Source organism: Corallococcus interemptor (assembly GCF_003668875.1).
Lineage (GTDB): Bacteria > Myxococcota > Myxococcia > Myxococcales > Myxococcaceae > Corallococcus > Corallococcus interemptor.
In genome coordinates, this window is the sequence record NZ_RAWM01000003.1 from 23,323 (window position 1) to 38,167 (window position 14,845).

General features: G+C 70.7%; 14 protein-coding genes. 4 read left to right on the plus strand and 10 right to left on the minus strand.

The genetic code is table 11. From position 1 onward, the window contains the following. Both D7X96_RS01715 and D7X96_RS01720 read right to left on the minus strand, forming a co-directional pair. Positions 1-813: a hypothetical protein gene (locus D7X96_RS01715; protein WP_121768809.1), complete on the minus strand. Its 813-nt coding sequence runs from the start codon at positions 811-813 to the stop codon at positions 1-3. Beyond that, positions 810-3,242 carry a TonB family protein gene (locus D7X96_RS01720; RefSeq protein ID WP_208647254.1) on the minus strand — a complete coding sequence of 811 codons (2,433 nt, stop codon included), beginning with the start codon at positions 3,240-3,242 and terminating at the stop codon, positions 810-812. The genes D7X96_RS01715 and D7X96_RS01720 overlap by 4 nt, the downstream gene beginning before the upstream one ends. A 114-nt stretch (positions 3,243-3,356) precedes the next feature. On the opposite strand from D7X96_RS01720, the gene D7X96_RS01725 reads away from it, so the two are divergent. Then, positions 3,357-4,244, plus strand: coding sequence for a hypothetical protein (locus D7X96_RS01725; protein WP_121768811.1), 888 nt, complete (start codon positions 3,357-3,359; stop codon positions 4,242-4,244). Positions 4,245-4,283: 39 nt separating this feature from the next. Here D7X96_RS01725 and trxA read toward each other — a convergent pair whose 3' ends face one another. From trxA to D7X96_RS01750, 5 genes are all read right to left on the minus strand, one after another. Next, entirely contained in the window at positions 4,284-4,667 is a 384-nt protein-coding gene (gene trxA, locus D7X96_RS01730) for a thioredoxin (RefSeq protein ID WP_120547596.1), read from the minus strand. A gap of 9 nt (positions 4,668-4,676) precedes the next feature. After that, entirely contained in the window at positions 4,677-5,000 is a 324-nt protein-coding gene (locus D7X96_RS01735; RefSeq protein ID WP_120547595.1) for an FKBP-type peptidyl-prolyl cis-trans isomerase, read from the minus strand. A 182-nt stretch (positions 5,001-5,182) separates the two neighbouring features. Further along, on the minus strand, positions 5,183-6,322 hold the full coding sequence (locus D7X96_RS01740; RefSeq protein ID WP_121768812.1) for a hypothetical protein: 1,140 nt from the start codon (positions 6,320-6,322) through the stop codon (positions 5,183-5,185). 201 nt (positions 6,323-6,523) lie between these two features. Next, a complete protein-coding gene (gene nadE, locus D7X96_RS01745; RefSeq protein WP_121723147.1) occupies positions 6,524-8,416 on the minus strand; it encodes an NAD(+) synthase in 1,893 nt (630 codons plus the stop codon). Positions 8,417-8,509: 93 nt separating this feature from the next. Then, positions 8,510-9,166 (minus strand): LON peptidase substrate-binding domain-containing protein, encoded by a 657-nt coding sequence (locus D7X96_RS01750; protein ID WP_120547592.1) that lies wholly within the window; start codon positions 9,164-9,166, stop codon positions 8,510-8,512. A gap of 117 nt (positions 9,167-9,283) precedes the next feature. Between D7X96_RS01750 and D7X96_RS01755 the strand changes: the two genes are divergently transcribed. Continuing rightward, positions 9,284-9,874 carry a YqaA family protein gene (locus D7X96_RS01755; protein ID WP_120547591.1) on the plus strand — a complete coding sequence of 197 codons (591 nt, stop codon included), beginning with the start codon at positions 9,284-9,286 and terminating at the stop codon, positions 9,872-9,874. A 7-nt stretch (positions 9,875-9,881) separates the two neighbouring features. Here D7X96_RS01755 and espC read toward each other — a convergent pair whose 3' ends face one another. Continuing rightward, complete coding sequence (gene espC / locus D7X96_RS01760) at positions 9,882-12,332, minus strand: serine histidine kinase EspC (RefSeq protein ID WP_167510784.1); 2,451 nt, start codon at positions 12,330-12,332, stop codon at positions 9,882-9,884. A gap of 210 nt (positions 12,333-12,542) precedes the next feature. On the opposite strand from espC, the gene D7X96_RS01765 reads away from it, so the two are divergent. Continuing rightward, positions 12,543-12,764 carry a hypothetical protein gene (locus tag D7X96_RS01765; RefSeq protein WP_121723769.1) on the plus strand — a complete coding sequence of 74 codons (222 nt, stop codon included), beginning with the start codon at positions 12,543-12,545 and terminating at the stop codon, positions 12,762-12,764. 92 nt (positions 12,765-12,856) lie between these two features. Here D7X96_RS01765 and D7X96_RS01770 read toward each other — a convergent pair whose 3' ends face one another. Together D7X96_RS01770 and D7X96_RS01775 are read right to left on the minus strand one after the other, a co-directional pair. Beyond that, positions 12,857-13,048 carry a hypothetical protein gene (locus tag D7X96_RS01770; RefSeq protein WP_120547588.1) on the minus strand — a complete coding sequence of 64 codons (192 nt, stop codon included), beginning with the start codon at positions 13,046-13,048 and terminating at the stop codon, positions 12,857-12,859. A 92-nt stretch (positions 13,049-13,140) separates the two neighbouring features. After that, the gene (locus D7X96_RS01775; protein ID WP_120547587.1) at positions 13,141-13,347 is read right to left on the minus strand and encodes a cold-shock protein; all 207 of its coding nucleotides are present in this window, start codon (positions 13,345-13,347) and stop codon (positions 13,141-13,143) included. Positions 13,348-13,705: 358 nt separating this feature from the next. On the opposite strand from D7X96_RS01775, the gene D7X96_RS01780 reads away from it, so the two are divergent. Beyond that, positions 13,706-14,839 (plus strand): fatty acid desaturase family protein, encoded by a 1,134-nt coding sequence (locus tag D7X96_RS01780; RefSeq protein ID WP_121768814.1) that lies wholly within the window; start codon positions 13,706-13,708, stop codon positions 14,837-14,839. Positions 14,840-14,845 lie beyond the last annotated feature (6 nt).

The window sequence follows — 14,845 nt, forward strand, 5'->3', positions numbered from 1 at the left end:
TCACACCCCGGGCTCCCACGCGCCGGTGAACGCGTCGAACCGGCGCACGTTGACGCTCAGCGCCCGGTACACCTGCGTGTCCGGTCCCACCTCCACCGGCCCGCCCTCCGCGGACACCGTCAGCCGGTCGAAGCGCGCGCCGGTGAACCAGCGATGCGGTCGGGGCTCCAGGACGAACAGGCCCTCGTCGTCCAGGTCCACTTCGATGGGCACGAAGTCCACGCGCTGAAGCTCCACGGGCGGCGGGAAGTCCATCGCGACGCGGAAGGGCACGCGCGCCTGTGCCTGCGTCGCGATGCCCTCCAGAACCAGGGAGCGCCCGCCCATCACGTCCGCCTCCGCGCCCAGGGCGCTCGACGGTGGCTGGAGCAGCAGGGACAGCGACCGAGCGAGGCCCGCGATGCCCGGAGAGCGCCCCAGCACGCGCGCCCGTCCCGCGTCCGCGAGCAGGTCGAAGACCACCTCGCGGTCCCACTCCCCCAGCACGTGGCCTCCGGAGAAGAAGTCCCCTTCGTGCGCGTGCGCGGTGGGCAGCAGCACGTCTCCCAGCCGGCGCAGCAGGGCCTGGGGCTGGAGGGGCGAGGCCTTCTCGAACAGGTAGATGGGCCCCAGCACCAGGCGCGCCGTGGTGAGCGTCACGCGCCAGCCGGTGTCGGTGGTGAAGGTGTCCACGGTGGGCTCACCGGGCGCGGACGCCGTGCGCAGGCCCATGCGGAAGGTGATGCTCCGGCCTCCGGTGCCGGACAGGCCGCAGCCCGCCGCGAGCGCTCCGCCCAACATCCACGTGAAGGCACGACGGGAACAGCGCTTCATGGCCGGTCCTCCTGGAGGTCCAGGTACACGGTGAGGGTGCCGCGCACGGTGCGAGGAGCACCTGCGGAGAAGTGACGCGTGGCCAGCAGGGACGCGGGCGCGTCGGGGCCGCGGAAGTTGGACACGTAGTTGAACTCGGACTCGCGCCAGCGCGCGTCCAGCAGGTTCTCCACCGACACGCCCAGCTCCACGGCGCGCCAGCGCGCTCGGGCCGCCACGTCGAAGAGGAAGATGGACTCGCTGTAGCGGTCCAGCGGCAGGGGCTTGGGCCCGATGGCGCTGTGTCCCAGCGCCACGCTCCACCCCACCGGCTGCCGGGCCACGGTGGCCGTCCCGCGCCAGGAGGCATCCACGCGCCCCAGCACCTGCGGGATGTACGGCAGCACCGCGCCGTCCCACGGCTTCCACGGCGAGGCCCCGGGCACGGGCTGCGTCGCGCGGGCCCACGCGAGGCTCGCCTGCACGTCCAGGTGCTGCTCCCACGTGAAGCGCGCGCTGCCGAACGCGCCCAGCCGCTGTGATGGGCCAATGGGCTGGTTGCGCCCCGTGGTCTCGCTGAACACCAGGTCCTGCGACACGCGCGTGGCGAACATGGCGCCGCGCAGCTCCAGCGAGGACGGGCCCTCACTCCACCGCCACCCCAGCCCCGTCTCTCCCGACGTCACCCGCGCGTACGGAGCGAACTCCGCGTCGGACAGTCCGGCCGCGTCGCTGGAGCGGGCGCCCAGGCCCGCGCTGGTCAGCCACGTGAGGCGCGGCGTCAGGCGCACCTCCGCGCTGGCGCGGGGGCTGGCGAAGAAGCCGTAGGCCTCCACGGACTCCTCCGGGATGCGCCCCCCCTGCCGGTCCTCCGAGGGCCGGTTCAGGTCCTCCACGCCGAAGAGGAACGTGTCCACGCGCACGCCGCCGCGCAGCGTGAGCCATTCCAGCGGCGCGCCCCGCAGGGACAGGTACGCGCCCAGGTTCGTCACGCGCACCTGGTTGTCGAACACGGTGGCGTAGGGCGCGCCGCCCTTGTCGCGCAGGCGCCGCGCGCGGGTGTGCACGTTGTCGTAGCGGGCCACGTAGCCCAGCTCCACCGGCCAGGTGACACCCGGCGTGTAGCGCCCGCGCAAGCCCACGGTGGTGCCCTGGTAGGACTGCTCCGTGTTGTCGCCGCGCTGCGATTCGCCGATGGGCGGCGTGTCCTGGAGGAAGCCGGTGAAGTTCTCGCGGCTGCGCATCTGCCGCGCGATGACGAAGGCCTGCTGCACGAAGCGGCCACCGCGCTCCAGCCGCGACGTCAGCTCCACGGAGGCGATGTGGCGCTGGCTCGCGCCGCCCTGGTTCGGGTCGTAGAGGCAGAAGAACTGCGAGTCCGCGTCCGCGTCGCACGGCAGCCGGGCGTCCACGACGTCCGTCTCCCGCACCACGCCCGCGGAGGCGTAGCGCGCGGCGTAGCTCGCGCCGAACAGGCGCAGCTTCGTCTCCGGCCCCAGGCGCAGCTCCGTCTGGGCCATCAGGCCCGCGTTCGCGTACGCGCGGTTGGGGCCGAAGCCATGCCCCTGGCGCAGCAGCACGCCGACGAAGGTGGCGGCGGTGGACTCGGGCGGGCCCCACACGAGGGACAGGCGGCGGGACGCGAAGCTGCCTTGGCTGGCGGACGCGGTGATGCCCCGCCGCTCCAACCCCAGCTGGTACTCCACGGTGCCCGCGACGCCGAAGTCACCTTGGGATGGATCATACGGGCCCTCCGTCACGCGCAGGGACTGCACCAGCTCCGGGATGATGAAGTACGTGTCGGCGTAGCCGTGGCCGTGGGCGTTGGAGACCTCGTTGAGGGGCACCCCGTCCAGGCGCATCTCCACGTCCTTGCCCTCGCCCGCGTCGAAGCCGCGCAGGTAGACGGTGTCCGCGTGCCCTTCCCCGCCGTGGTTGGCCAGCATCACGCCCGGGGCCAGCAGCATCAGGTCCGTGGCCGAGTTGCGTGGCACGTCCGCCAGCTGTCCCACCGTGATGTGGAAGTCGCTGACGGCGACCGGAGGCGGCGCGGCGGACTGCCCCCGCACCGTGGTGGAGAACACGGGCGGCTCCGGCTTCGGCGGGGGCGCGGGTTCCTCCTCCACCACGGGCGGTGGAGCCACCGGCTCGAACGTCACCGGCACGTCCACCCGCACCTCCAGCGGTTCCTCTCCCTGCCGAGCAGGCTCGAAGCGCCAGCGCAGGGCCGCCGCCATCGCGGCCGCGTCGAAGGACGCTCCGCCGGATTCCCGCACCTCCACCTGCGACACCTCACCCGCCGCGTCGATGGTCAGCCGCAGCAGCACCCGCACGGCCTCCGACAACGGCGGGACCTCCGCCGGCATCACGGGCGGCGGCGCCTCCACGGGCACGGGCGGCGTCACGGGCGACGCGCTCAACAACCAGAGCACCAGCGTCGGGATGAACACGGGCAACGACCTCGGCCGGGGTCCACCCGGCACAGGCGGTCCTCCCAACGGCCGCCCGTGGATACCGCAACCCAGACTTGACTTGCAACATAGTTACAAATACCAACCAGATGCATGAATCGACGAAGCAAGTGGACCCGGGGCCTGCTGCTCGGCGCGTGGGGGCTCATGGCCTGCGGCTGCGGTGACACCGTGGCGCGGGGCGACGTGCGGGTGACGTTGAGCGGTGGGGACGGCACGCAGCGCGGCTACGCGGATCACCTCTTCCAGGACGGCTGGTCCGTGCAGTTCACCAGGTACCTGGTGTCCCTGGGCGACTTCACCCTCACCTCCGCGTCCGGCGGCGTGCACACGACGGCCGAGCACCTGCTGGTGGACGTGCAGAAGGGGGACGTGTCCCTCACCGGCCTCACGGGCCTGGAGGCGGGGCGCTACGGCGTGGCCTTCCGCGTGAGCCCTCCGGAGGCGCGCACCGTGGCGGGCGCGTCCGTGTCCGAGGCCGATCTGGCGATGATGCGCGAGCGCGGCTTCAGCTACTTCGTGGAGGGCCGCGCGCAGAACCGCGATCCCTCCCTGGGCGTCTACACCTTCCGCATGGGCTTCCCCGTGGACGCGCGGATGGTGGACTGCATCAACGGCGCGGACGGCACACAGGGAATCGTCGTGCCGGAGGGCTCCGTGGCGGAGGCCGAGGTCACCATCCACGCCGAGCACATGTTCTACGACCGGCTGGGCACCCACCGTGGCGTGCAGCTGCGCTTCGAGGCCATCGCCGCCACCGCGGACGCAAACCACGCCATCACCCCGGAGGGGCTGGCGTCCCAGGACCTGCTGGACCTGCGCGGCCTGGACGGCGGCGAGCTGCGCGACGCCCAGGGCCATCCGGTCGTCTACCAGCCCGGCGCCTACGCCCTGCGCACGCTCCAGGAGTTCGTCACCCAGAGCATCGTGGATCAGGCGCACCTCAACGGCGGCGGCGTCTGCACCGTCGCCGCGCCCTGAGGGCCTTCCCCTGCACCCAGGAAGGCCCCAGGCACGCCGTCAGGCCTTGGGCGCTTCCTTCGCGGCGCGCTGCGCTTCAACCTCGCGCCGCACGTCGTCCATGTTCAGCGCGCGGACCTGCCGGAGCAGATCCTCCAGGGCCGCCGCCGGCATCGCGCCCGGCTGGTCGAACAGGAGGATGCCGTCCCGGAACACCATCAGCGTGGGAATGGAGCGGATCTCGAACGCACCGGACAGCTCCGGCTGCGCTTCGGTGTCGATCTTCCCGAACACGATGTCCGCGTGCTTGTTGGAGGTGCTCTCGAAGACGGGCGCGAACGCGCGGCAGGGGCCACACCAGGCCGCCCACCAGTCCAGGACGACGATGCCGCTCTTGCCGACCGTGTCCTTGAAGTTGTCCTTCGTGATTTCGAGCGTCGCCATGAAGTCCTCCTACCGAACGTCCAACAGCTCCACCTCGAACAGGAGGGTGGCGTTGGGGGGAATCACACCGGCCGCGCCGCGCGAGCCGTAACCGAGCTCCGGCGGGATGGTGAGCTTGCGGACGCCGCCGACCTTCATGCCGGCGACCCCCTGGTCCCAGCCCTGGATGACGTGGCCGGCGCCCAGCGGGAACGTGAAGCCCTGGCCGCGGTCACGGCTGCTGTCGAACTTCTTGCCGTCCGTGAGCGTGCCCACGTAGTGCACCGTCACCCGCTTGCCCGCGACCGCTTCCGCGCCGGTCCCGACCTTCACGTCCTCGACTCCCAAGCTCATGCCAGGCTCCTCAGGCGGGAATCCGCCATTGAAAAATGCGCACTCTAACGCCGTGCGCAGCCCCCTGCCTCCCTGAATGGCGGGCGCCTGGGCGGGAATGAAAAAGTGGCGGCGGGGGCCGGACGATTCCGGACACCCCGCCGCCAGCTCCTGCCATGGAGGCCGTGAAATCAGGCTTCAGGTCAGAAGGTGCCACCCACGTTCAGCGTCGTGGTGTAGCTGCCACCGCCGCCCGCGTCGCCGCCGCCCGGATCGATGTTGGGGGCGAACTGCTTGTCGAACAGGAAGTTGTAGTAGCCACGCAGGTCCGCGGTGAAGTGGCCGAAGTGGCCGCGCACGCCCACGCCCGCCGGCACGTTGCCCACGGTGTCGTCGCTGTAGCCCAGCGATTCACCGCCGCGGAAGTGGTAGTTGCTGATGCCGATACCGCCCAGCAGGTAGGGCTGCACGGCCGACGGCGAGATGGCGAGCGTCAGGGCCGCCTGGCCACCATTGCGCACCAGGTCCGGACCATCATCCGCGCCAGCGGAGCCCGCGTCCTTGATGTTGTTCAAGGCGCCGGAGTAGCCGACTTCGACGCCCAGCACGGACGTCGGCTTGAGCGACGCCGTCACGGCCGCGGAGGGGCCGGGAGCAATCTGCGGAGCCAGGGCGCCGGTGTAGCCTTCCACACCGCCACCGATGAGGAGCGTGAGGCCCTTCTTGTCGTTCTTGTCCTTCTTCTCCACCTCCAGCGGCTGGATGTCCTCATTGGAGGACGTCGTGGGAGCGTAGGCGGGAGGCGGCGAGGCCACGCCGCTGCCACCCGTGGCGTCCTCGCCGTACATCGAGCTGCTGCTCTGGCTCATGCCGCCGCTGCTGGTGCCGGACGGAGGCGGAGGCGGAGCAGGAGGCTCCGCCGCGGGAGGCGGCGCGGGAGGCTCGGTCTGCGGCTCGATACCGCTGGAGCCGCTGCCGCCCGTGGCGGGCGACTTGTCCACCGGCTCGCAGCGCAGGTAGACCGCGCCGCTGCCGCTGCCGCCCGTGCCCGCGCTGGGGCTGCTCAGGCCCTGGTCGCTGGTGCCCAGGCTCTGTCCGCTCTTCGAGGACTCATCCAGCGACCCGCTGCCGCCCGTGCCCTGAAGCGATTCATCCACCGGCGCCTCTTCGATGGTCAGGTCCTCCTCCTGGACCCCACCCTGAGAGGACTGTGCCGACATGTCCTTGTTCTGCGTGTCCTGATGGACCGCGGTCTGCCCTGGAGGGCAATCCTTCTCCGCCGCGCCCGCGCCCGTCCCATACATGAGCGCCGCAACGGCGCCCGCCAGAATCTGTGCTTTCATCCAACCCTCCATCGTCGACTGACTGACATGAAGGTTGTCGTGAGAGGGACATCCGGCAAGCCTTGTTCAAGCATTCAAAGACAGCCAACCTGCCCGCCTGCCCTCCAGGGGAGAAGGCGTGGTTTCAGAGCCACTTCACGGGGGCGGGGGGCTTGAACGCCCCCCTGTGCACCGTCAAAGACAGACGCCCAAAGGCATCCGTCACGCGCCGCGAAGCCAGGCGGAACCGGTGACGACAGGCAATTGCAGTGCGCGCTCGCGGTCCAGGTCCAGGTTGCCGATGTGCAGCGACAGCGGCGACTGCACCCACTTGTAGATGGACTGCTGGAACAGGCGCACGAAGCGGTCCACGTACCCGCCCAGCCGCTCCGCCTCCACCTCCGGGAACATGGACGTGAGCGCGGTGCGCATCTCCGACGGGGTGAGCTTCTCCCCCGCGTGCAGGTAGAAGCACGCGTCCAGGATGGGGAAGGGCATCAGCTCCTCCTCTCCCACCTGATCATGCGCCAGCTCCGGACCGGCGGGCCTGGCCAGCACCTTGCGGATGCCCTCGTAGCCGGTGGTCTCCTGCAGGTAGTCCAGCAGGTACATCACCACCGTCTTGGGCACGTTGGCGATGACCGCGAGCGCGCCCATCAGGTCGCCGCCGATGGTGGTGTAGCCCACGGACTTCTCGCTCATGTTGCCCGTCTGCAGGAACAGGCCACCGCAGGAGTTGCTCCAGTTCCACATGCGCTGGGCGCGGATGCGGGCCTGGATGTTCTGCTCGGTGATGGGCGTGAGCTTCGTCTCCCCCAGCATCTGCTGGGCGGCGGCCTTCTCCCGCTCGAAGGCCTCTTCAATGGAGACGACCTGGAAGGGCACGCCCAGCTCGCGCGCGATGGTCTCCGCCGCGTCGCGCGTCTGCTGACTGGAATACGGGCTGGGCATGTAGAACGCCTGGATGAGCGAGCCCGGATTGTCCGGCCGCGCGCGCTTCGCGTACCGGTGCGCGATGAGCAGCGTGAGCAGCGAGTCGCGTCCGCCCGACAGCGCGATGCCGAACAGCTTGAAGGCGCGCGTCTTCTCGAAGTAGTCGCCCACGCCCAGCGACAGCGCGTCCAGGATGTCCTCGCACAGCGCCACGCGCGCGGTGCGGCGGGTGTCCGGCGCGGGCAGGAAGAAGCTGCGGTGCGCGGGCACGGGATAGGGCAGCTTCTGGCGCTGCGTCTTCACGGCCTGCGTGCAGTCCAGGGTGGGCACCTTCTTGCCGCCGGCCGCCACCCAGTCCTCGCGGTCCACGCGCCAGGTGGTGTTCTCCGTGCGCAGGCGCAGCGTGCGGTCCAGGTCCACCACGGCGGAGGTGAAGCCCTGCTGGAAGCGCGGCGTCTCCAGCACGGGGCGGCCGTTCTGGTTGATGAAGCCGCCGCCGTCGAAGACGAGGCCGTCGTTGCTGCCCACCGCGTTCGCGTACGCGATGGTCACCTGGTGGTCGGACGCGCGCGTGGCGATGAGCTCACGGCGCGTCTCCCAGAAGCCCAGCCGGAAGGGGGACGCGGACAGGTTCACCACCAGCTCGCCGCCGGAGTACGCGCGCCGGCGCATGGGGCCGTCCGCGCTCCAGATGTCCTCGCACACCTCCGGCGCCACGGTGCCGAAGTCGAACTGGAACATGAAGTCGCCCAGCGGCACGCCCCGGTGCGCTTCCGCCATGCCCGGCTGGCCGTGCCCGAAGGTGCGGCCCTCATAGAAGACGTTGTACGTGGGCAGCTTCTCCTTGGGGACCAGGCCCAGCACCTTGCCGCCCGCCACCACCGCCGCGCAGTTGAGGCGCACGCCCTGGAGGGCCACGGCCACGCCCAGGATGCTCACCAGGGGCAGCGACGCGGTCTCCCTCGCGAAGCGCTCCAGCTCCGGCCACTGGTGGTCGATGAAGCCCTGCCACTGGACCAGGTCCTCCGCGGGGTAGCCGGCGATGACCTGTTCGGGGAAGACGCCCAGCGTGACGTCCTCCGCCGCCATCTTCCTCGCCAGGTCCACCACCCGGTCGGTGTTCGCCTGGAAGGCGCCCACGGTGGTGTTGACGCTGGCGATGCCAATCTTCACGAGCCGCATGGTGCGTCGCTCTCCCTCAAGAAGGCGGGTTGCCCCCGAGCAATGCGCGCATGGGGGGCCCAGGGCAAGCGGATGCTGCGGCCTGCCGCCCGGTTAGTTCAGCGGCCCGCTGGGGCGCATGGGCTGCAGCTGGCTCAAGAGGTCGCTCACGTCGCCCAGCACCTCTTCCAGGCGGCGGCGCACGTCCAGCTGCGACAGCAGCTCCTGCCGGCGTCCGGGCTCCGGCACCAGCGCGGACGCCACCACGTCCGCCAGCATGCCCCCACCGGCGCGCGCGGCCGCCGGCAGCAGGCTCTCCGCGAACGAGGGCGGCACCCGGCCGGCCAGCTCGAAGACGGCCTGGCGCAGCTGCTCCTCCTCCGGCCCGGTGTAGGGGAGGTCCGGCAGCACCTGGGCGCGCACCTGGCGGTAGGGCGTGTCCGGGGACAGCTCCTCTGTCATCCGCACCCGGCTGACGCCCTGGAGGAGGATGTTGTAGCGCCCGTCCTCCACCTGTTCGTCCCAGACGATGACGCCCGCGCACATCAGGGGCTGCAGCGGCGGGCGGCCCTCGTAGTTGCCCTCCCAGCCCGGCTCCAGCTGGCCCAGGGCCAGCACCCGGTCCGTGGCGAGCGCGTCCTTCACCAGCGCCCGGTAGCGCGGCTCGAAGATGTGCAGGGGAATCACGGTGTGCGGGAACAGGACCGCCGACGGCAGGGGAAACACCTTCAGCGCACCGGCGGCGCGTTCCACGGTTTCTTGAGCGGTCATGGTCACCCTTCCCCGTGTGTAAGCCCCCGGGGCATGGGGCGCATTCCAATCAGGCAGGCATCCGGGCCCGGCGTCCCGGTGGCAAGGGCCCCGGGTTCCGCTAGGGTGCGCCCCCGAATGTCCTCTACCGAGCCTTCCTCCCCTACCGCCCCGGCCACTCCGGCCGCGGATGCCCCGAAGCTGTCCTGGTACCGCCGGCTGTACCTGCGCGTGGAGGCCGCCTCCTCCACCCCGCATGCGCTCGCCACGATGATGGCGGTGTCGGTGGTGGATGGGTCCGTCTTCCCCATCCCGCCCTTCGCCGTGCTGGTGCCCATGGTGCTCGCCCAGCCGAAGAAGTGGGTGCGCTACTGCCTGCTGGGCACCCTGGCGAGCCTGGTGGGCGGCCTCATCGGCTACGCGCTGGGTGCGTTCGTGGGGGAAGGCGTCGCGCAGCTGCTCCACATCGACCTGAACGTGCGCGTGGACCGCTTCGGCGTGTCCGGCACGGTGGGCGAGCTGCTGGGCCAGAACTTCTGGGTGCTGGCGCTGCTGTGCTCCATCCTGCCCACGCCGTTCAAGATCGTCGCCATTGGCAGCGGTCTGGTGTCGGTGCCGCTGGAGCGCTTCCTGCTGGCGTCCATCATCGGCCGCTCGGTGCGCTTCTTCCTGGTGGGCGGCGTGGTGCGCTTCTTCGGCCCCACCGCCCGCAAGTGGCTGCGCGTCTGAGACGCCTCTAGCCGCGGCGCGTGCCGCCCACCGCGCCGCGCGCCACCTGCTCCGGGGAGTGGTCCTCCAGGACCGCATCCACCGTGTCCAGCAGCACGTCCGGGCGCACCGGCTTCTCCAGCACCCGCTGCGCCACGGTCTCCACGAAGGCGCGCGCGTCCGGCGAGGACGCTCCGCCGGAGATGAACACCACCCGCGACACCAGCGCGGGCGCCTCCTGCTGGAGCCGCCGGTAGACGGTGATGCCGTCCATGCCCGGCATCTGCAAGTCGCACAGCACCACGTCGAAGGACTCGCCCGCGGCCACCTTCGCCAGCGCGTCCTCGCCGCGCGTGGCGACGACGACCTCATGCGTGGGCTCCAGGAGCAGGCGCATGGACTGCGCCAGCCGGGGCTCGTCGTCCACGATGAGCACCCGCCCCCGCCGCCCCGAGCCCACCGGCTCCGGCTCCTCCGCGATGGACGCCACGGCGTGCAGCGGCGGAAGCCCCGCGCTCTGCACGGGCGCGGGCGGCAGGAGCAGCGTGAACGTGGCGCCCTGCCCCGGCACGCTGTGCACGCGCAGCTCGCCCCCGTGCGTGCGGACGATCTGCTGACAGATGGCGAGCCCCAGGCCGGTGCCCTCGTCGCTGTTCTTGGTGGTGAAGAACGGGTCGAAGATGCGCGACAGCACGTCCGGCGGGATGCCACCGCCCGTGTCCTCCACCTCCACGCGCGCGTGACCGGACGCGTCCGTGCCCGTGCGCACGCGCACCTCGTGGCGGTTGGGGTCCCCTTCCGGGATGGCCTGCAGCGCGTTCACCAGCAGGTTGAGCAGCACCTGCCCCAGCCGCGCCTCGCTGCCCAGCACGCGCGGCACCGGCCCGAAGTCCTCCACCAGCCGCGCGCGCGAGCGCAGGGCGTGCAGCACCACGCGCACCGCGGGCGGCACCAGCGCGTTCAGGTCCACCAGGCCGCGCTCCGGCGCGCCCTCGCGGCTGAACACCTGCAGGTCCCTCACGATGAGGCGGATGCGCTCCGCGCCTTCTTGCGCCCCCCGCACGCTGGAGAGCGCGTCGCGTGCGCCCTGCGGAGACGGCCCCCCGTCCGCCGCCAGGACCCTGCGGGCGGCCTCCAGGTTCAGCGCCAGGTAGGCCAGCGGGTTGTTGATTTCATGGCCCACGCCCGCGGCCAGCGTGCCCACGGCGGCCACGCGCTCGGCGGCCACCAGGCGCGCCTGCAATTCCTTCGTCGCGGTGACGTCGCGGTGGGTGGCCACGAAGTGCGTCACGGCCTGGCCGTTGGCGCGCACCGGGGACAGCTGCATCTCACTCCACACCCGCGTGCCATCCGGCCGCGTCAGCGCCACCTCCGCGCGCAGCGAACGCTCCTCGCGCAGCGCCTCCAGCAGCCGCTGACGCTCCGGGCCATCCGCGGACGCCAGCAGCACCCCGGGCGCCGAGCCGACCAGCTCCTCGCGCCGCCGCCCCACCAGCGCGCACAGCGCCTCGTTGGCGAAGACGGTGTTGAGCTCCCCCGGCTCGCGCACCTCGCAGATGAGCACGCCTTCGTGCACCGCGCGCACGGTGGTGGCCAGCAGCTCCAACAGCTCCACCGCCTGGCGGCGCTCCGCGCGCGCCGCCGCGAGCAACAGGCCCGTCAGCGACGTGATGCCGATGAAGAGCTGGAGCACCACCAGCCCGCGGTACGGCAGGTCCACCGTGAAGAACGGTCCCAGCTCCCGCGCCGTGCCGGTGATGGCCGCCAGCGCGATGGACAGCGAGGACAGCGCCGCCCCCCGCAGCCCGAAGCCCAAGGCCGCCCAGGCCATCAGCGGGAAGAGCAGGAACGTCATCGCGTGCGCCGCGCCGGAGCCCGGCCGGGGGAAGGCGAAGACGCCCACGCACACCGCCGTCGTCAGCGCCGTGAGCAGGAGCGCCTCCCACGCGCGCTCCATGCGCCGGGGCCTGCGCAAGAGCAGCACCGGCGTCACCAGCAGCATGCCCAGCAGGTCCGCCATCCACCACAGCCAGACGGAAGGGCCCCACTGCGCGACGGGCACCACCCCGCCCAGCACCAGCCCCAGCGTGCCCAGCGCCGCGCCCACCAGCGCGCCCAGCCCCGCGCCCGCGCCCAGCCACACCACGTCGCGCACGCGGTGCAGCTCGCGCGCGCCCTCCATCCGCCGGAACAGCAGCGCCGGCAGCACCGCCTCCAGCGTGGAGCCCAGCACCACGGACAGCCCCACCCCGGGCGTGACGTCCATGGCGTACGCCACCGCGCCCGCGCCCATCGCCACCGCGGGCCAGCGGGACACGCCCAGCAGCAACAGCCCGCCCAGGGCCACGCCCGAGGGAAGCCAGACGGGACAGATGTGGCTCTTCTCCGCGGCCAGTGACAGCGCCACCCGCGCGGCCAGCAGGTACACCGCCGCCAGCGCGAGGCACTCCACGAGGCCCCGGATTGGGAACGCCGCCACACGGGCCTGAGGACGACCTTGGATGATGACTCCCCCCGTCCCCGCCGGGCCGTGAATCCAGGGCCTCGGGAACATGCGCCATGCTAGCGGGGACCGCAGGACGTTGCACCCCATCCGCAGGCAGGCCCACCCGGCAGGCAGGCGGTGCCCGGCGGGCATGCAATGGACACCCTTCAGGACCGTAGAAGAGGGCAAGGAGGAACGAATCTCATGTCGCGTCCCGGTCTTGCTGCGCTGCTGTCGTTCTTCATCCCCGGCGTGGGGCAGATCTACAACGGAGACATCCTGCGCGGGGTCTTCTGGCTCATCGTCACGCCCGGCTTCTGGCTGGGCACGGGTGGCATCCTCGGCTGGGTGTGCCACGTCATCGCCGCGGCCACCGCCTACAACCGCGCGGAGGACAAGGAGCGGCTGAGATACAGCGTGGGCTGACGTCACGCGGACATGAAAAAGGGGCCGCCAGGCCCCTCACCCACCGCCGCCCCGGTGCCCTCATGGGCCGGGGCGGTGTCGTTGCATCCGCCTCAGGTGTTGAAGGCGTCGGGCAACGGCTGCGGGCCCGGGACGATGCCGGCGATGTCCGGATCCTCTTCGCCCGGCCCGCGAGTCGGACGCTGGTCCTTCTCGGTCTTGCGCTCGGCCTTCTTGGCGTCCTTCTCGCGCTGCTTCTGCGCGCGCGCCATCTCCTTCTGCCGCTTCGTGGACCTTCCCTGCATGGAACCTCCTGGAAATCATTGACCGAAAAAGAGGCCCGGCCCCGTCAAGGCCGGACCTCGTGGATGCGTGAAGAGCAGCCGAGCCGGTTGGCTCAGCCGACCGGGCGGACGTTCTCCGCCTGGAGCCCCTTGGGGCCCTTCTTCACTTCGAACTCCACCTTCTGGCCCTCGGCCAGGGTGCGGAAGCCGTCCGACTGGATGGCCGTGTGGTGGCAGAACACGTCCGGACCACCGCTGTCCTGCGTGATGAAACCAAAGCCCTTCGCATCATTGAACCACTTCACCGTACCACTTGCCATGATCTGCTTCCTTGTCCCACTGGCAACCCGGCTAAATCGCCGGACTGCCCGCCCCCATATTTTGGGGCGAAGACCGCGCCTTAACCCTGAACAGGCATGAAGTCGAGCCGGGAACCACTCCCGGTTTCCCTCACGTCGTCGAAGGTAACAACCTCGATCCGGCAGTGAAACGCCTTCTCGGGGCGGTGCATTTCCCGCTGGCTGACGCTCCAGACGGCCAGGGGTGACAGGTTTGGGAGGCGGCGGTGTTCCGGAATAGTTTTCAGCCCTGAACACTTCCGCCTGGACGTGTCCTATCGTGGAGTCCACCGGTTTCCGCTCCACCCAGCCGTCCCCCTCCCGTGAGGCGTCCCTCCCAGTGACAAACCCGACCCGTGTGACCTTTGGCCAGCGAGACGCCTCCTTCGCGGAGGACCTGAAGCGACGCGTCTCTGAATACTTCGAGACCCGGAACCTCTCGCAGCGGGCCAACAAGGCCATGTACGTGAAGGCCCTCTGCATCCTGGGCTTCACGGCGGGCGTCTACGGCCTCCTCCTCAGCGGTCACTTCAACGCCTGGGGCATGCTGGGTCTGGCTGTACTAATGGGCGTGGCCATCGCGGGCATTGGCTTCTGCATCGGCCATGACGGCGTGCACGGCTCCTACAGCGACGACGCCAAGGTGAACACGGTGGTGGGCCTGGCGTTCGACCTGATTGGCGCGAACAGCTACATGTGGCGCATCACCCACAACGTCCTGCACCACACCTACACCAACATCCAGGGCATGGACGAGGACCTGACGGTGAGCCCGCAGCTGCGGCTGTCGCCGTACAGCGAGTGGAAGGGGTACCACCGCTTCCAGCACCTGTACGCGTTCGCGGCGTACTCGCTGACCACCGTCTTCTGGGTGTTCGCCAAGGACTACAAGTACTTCTTCCAGAAGGACCTGGGCCCCTACAAGGACAAGAAGCACGCGCCGGCCGAGTGGGCCCGCCTGCTGGCGATGAAGGCCGTGTACTACGGCTGGACGCTGGTGATTCCGTGGCTGGTGCTGGACGTGACCTGGTGGCAGTTCGTGGTGGGGCAGCTGGCCATGCACATGACGGCGGGCTTCATCCTGGGCATCGTCTTCCAGCTGGCCCACGTGGTGGAGCACGCGGAGTTCCCCGTGCCGGACACGGACGGCAAGGTGGAGGACGCGTGGATGGTGCACCAGCTGCGCACCACCGCGAACTTCGCCCGCAAGAACCGCCTGCTGAGCTGGTACGTGGGCGGCCTCAACTTCCAGGTGGAGCACCACCTGTTCCCCAAGGTGTGCAGCATCCACTACCCGGCCCTGAGCGAAATCGTGAAGGCCACCGCGCACGAACACGGCCTGCCCTACATCGAGGCGACCACCTTCCGGAGCGCCGTGGCGTCGCACTACCGGATGCTCAAGATGCTGGGCCGCCCGCCCGCCGTGAACGCCGTCCCGGAGCAGTCCAAGCCGGACCTCGCCGTGGCCGCCTGATCCACG

Bases quoted from the DNA above. Each gene is read 5' to 3' on its own strand.
- D7X96_RS01755 (WP_120547591.1), top strand. From the start codon at position 9,284: ATGTCCTCTACCGAGCCTTCCTCCCCTACCGCCCCGGCCACTCCGGCC.
- D7X96_RS01740 (WP_121768812.1), bottom strand. From the start codon at position 6,322: ATGAAAGCACAGATTCTGGCGGGCGCCGTTGCGGCGCTCATGTATGGG.
- nadE (WP_121723147.1), bottom strand. From the start codon at position 8,416: ATGCGGCTCGTGAAGATTGGCATCGCCAGCGTCAACACCACCGTGGGC.
- D7X96_RS01725 (WP_121768811.1), top strand. From the start codon at position 3,357: ATGAATCGACGAAGCAAGTGGACCCGGGGCCTGCTGCTCGGCGCGTGG.
- D7X96_RS01775 (WP_120547587.1), bottom strand. From the start codon at position 13,347: ATGGCAAGTGGTACGGTGAAGTGGTTCAATGATGCGAAGGGCTTTGGT.
- D7X96_RS01770 (WP_120547588.1), bottom strand. From the start codon at position 13,048: ATGCAGGGAAGGTCCACGAAGCGGCAGAAGGAGATGGCGCGCGCGCAG.
- trxA (WP_120547596.1), bottom strand. From the start codon at position 4,667: ATGGCGACGCTCGAAATCACGAAGGACAACTTCAAGGACACGGTCGGC.
- D7X96_RS01715 (WP_121768809.1), bottom strand. From the start codon at position 813: ATGAAGCGCTGTTCCCGTCGTGCCTTCACGTGGATGTTGGGCGGAGCG.
- D7X96_RS01765 (WP_121723769.1), top strand. From the start codon at position 12,543: ATGTCGCGTCCCGGTCTTGCTGCGCTGCTGTCGTTCTTCATCCCCGGC.
- D7X96_RS01735 (WP_120547595.1), bottom strand. From the start codon at position 5,000: ATGAGCTTGGGAGTCGAGGACGTGAAGGTCGGGACCGGCGCGGAAGCG.
- D7X96_RS01750 (WP_120547592.1), bottom strand. From the start codon at position 9,166: ATGACCGCTCAAGAAACCGTGGAACGCGCCGCCGGTGCGCTGAAGGTG.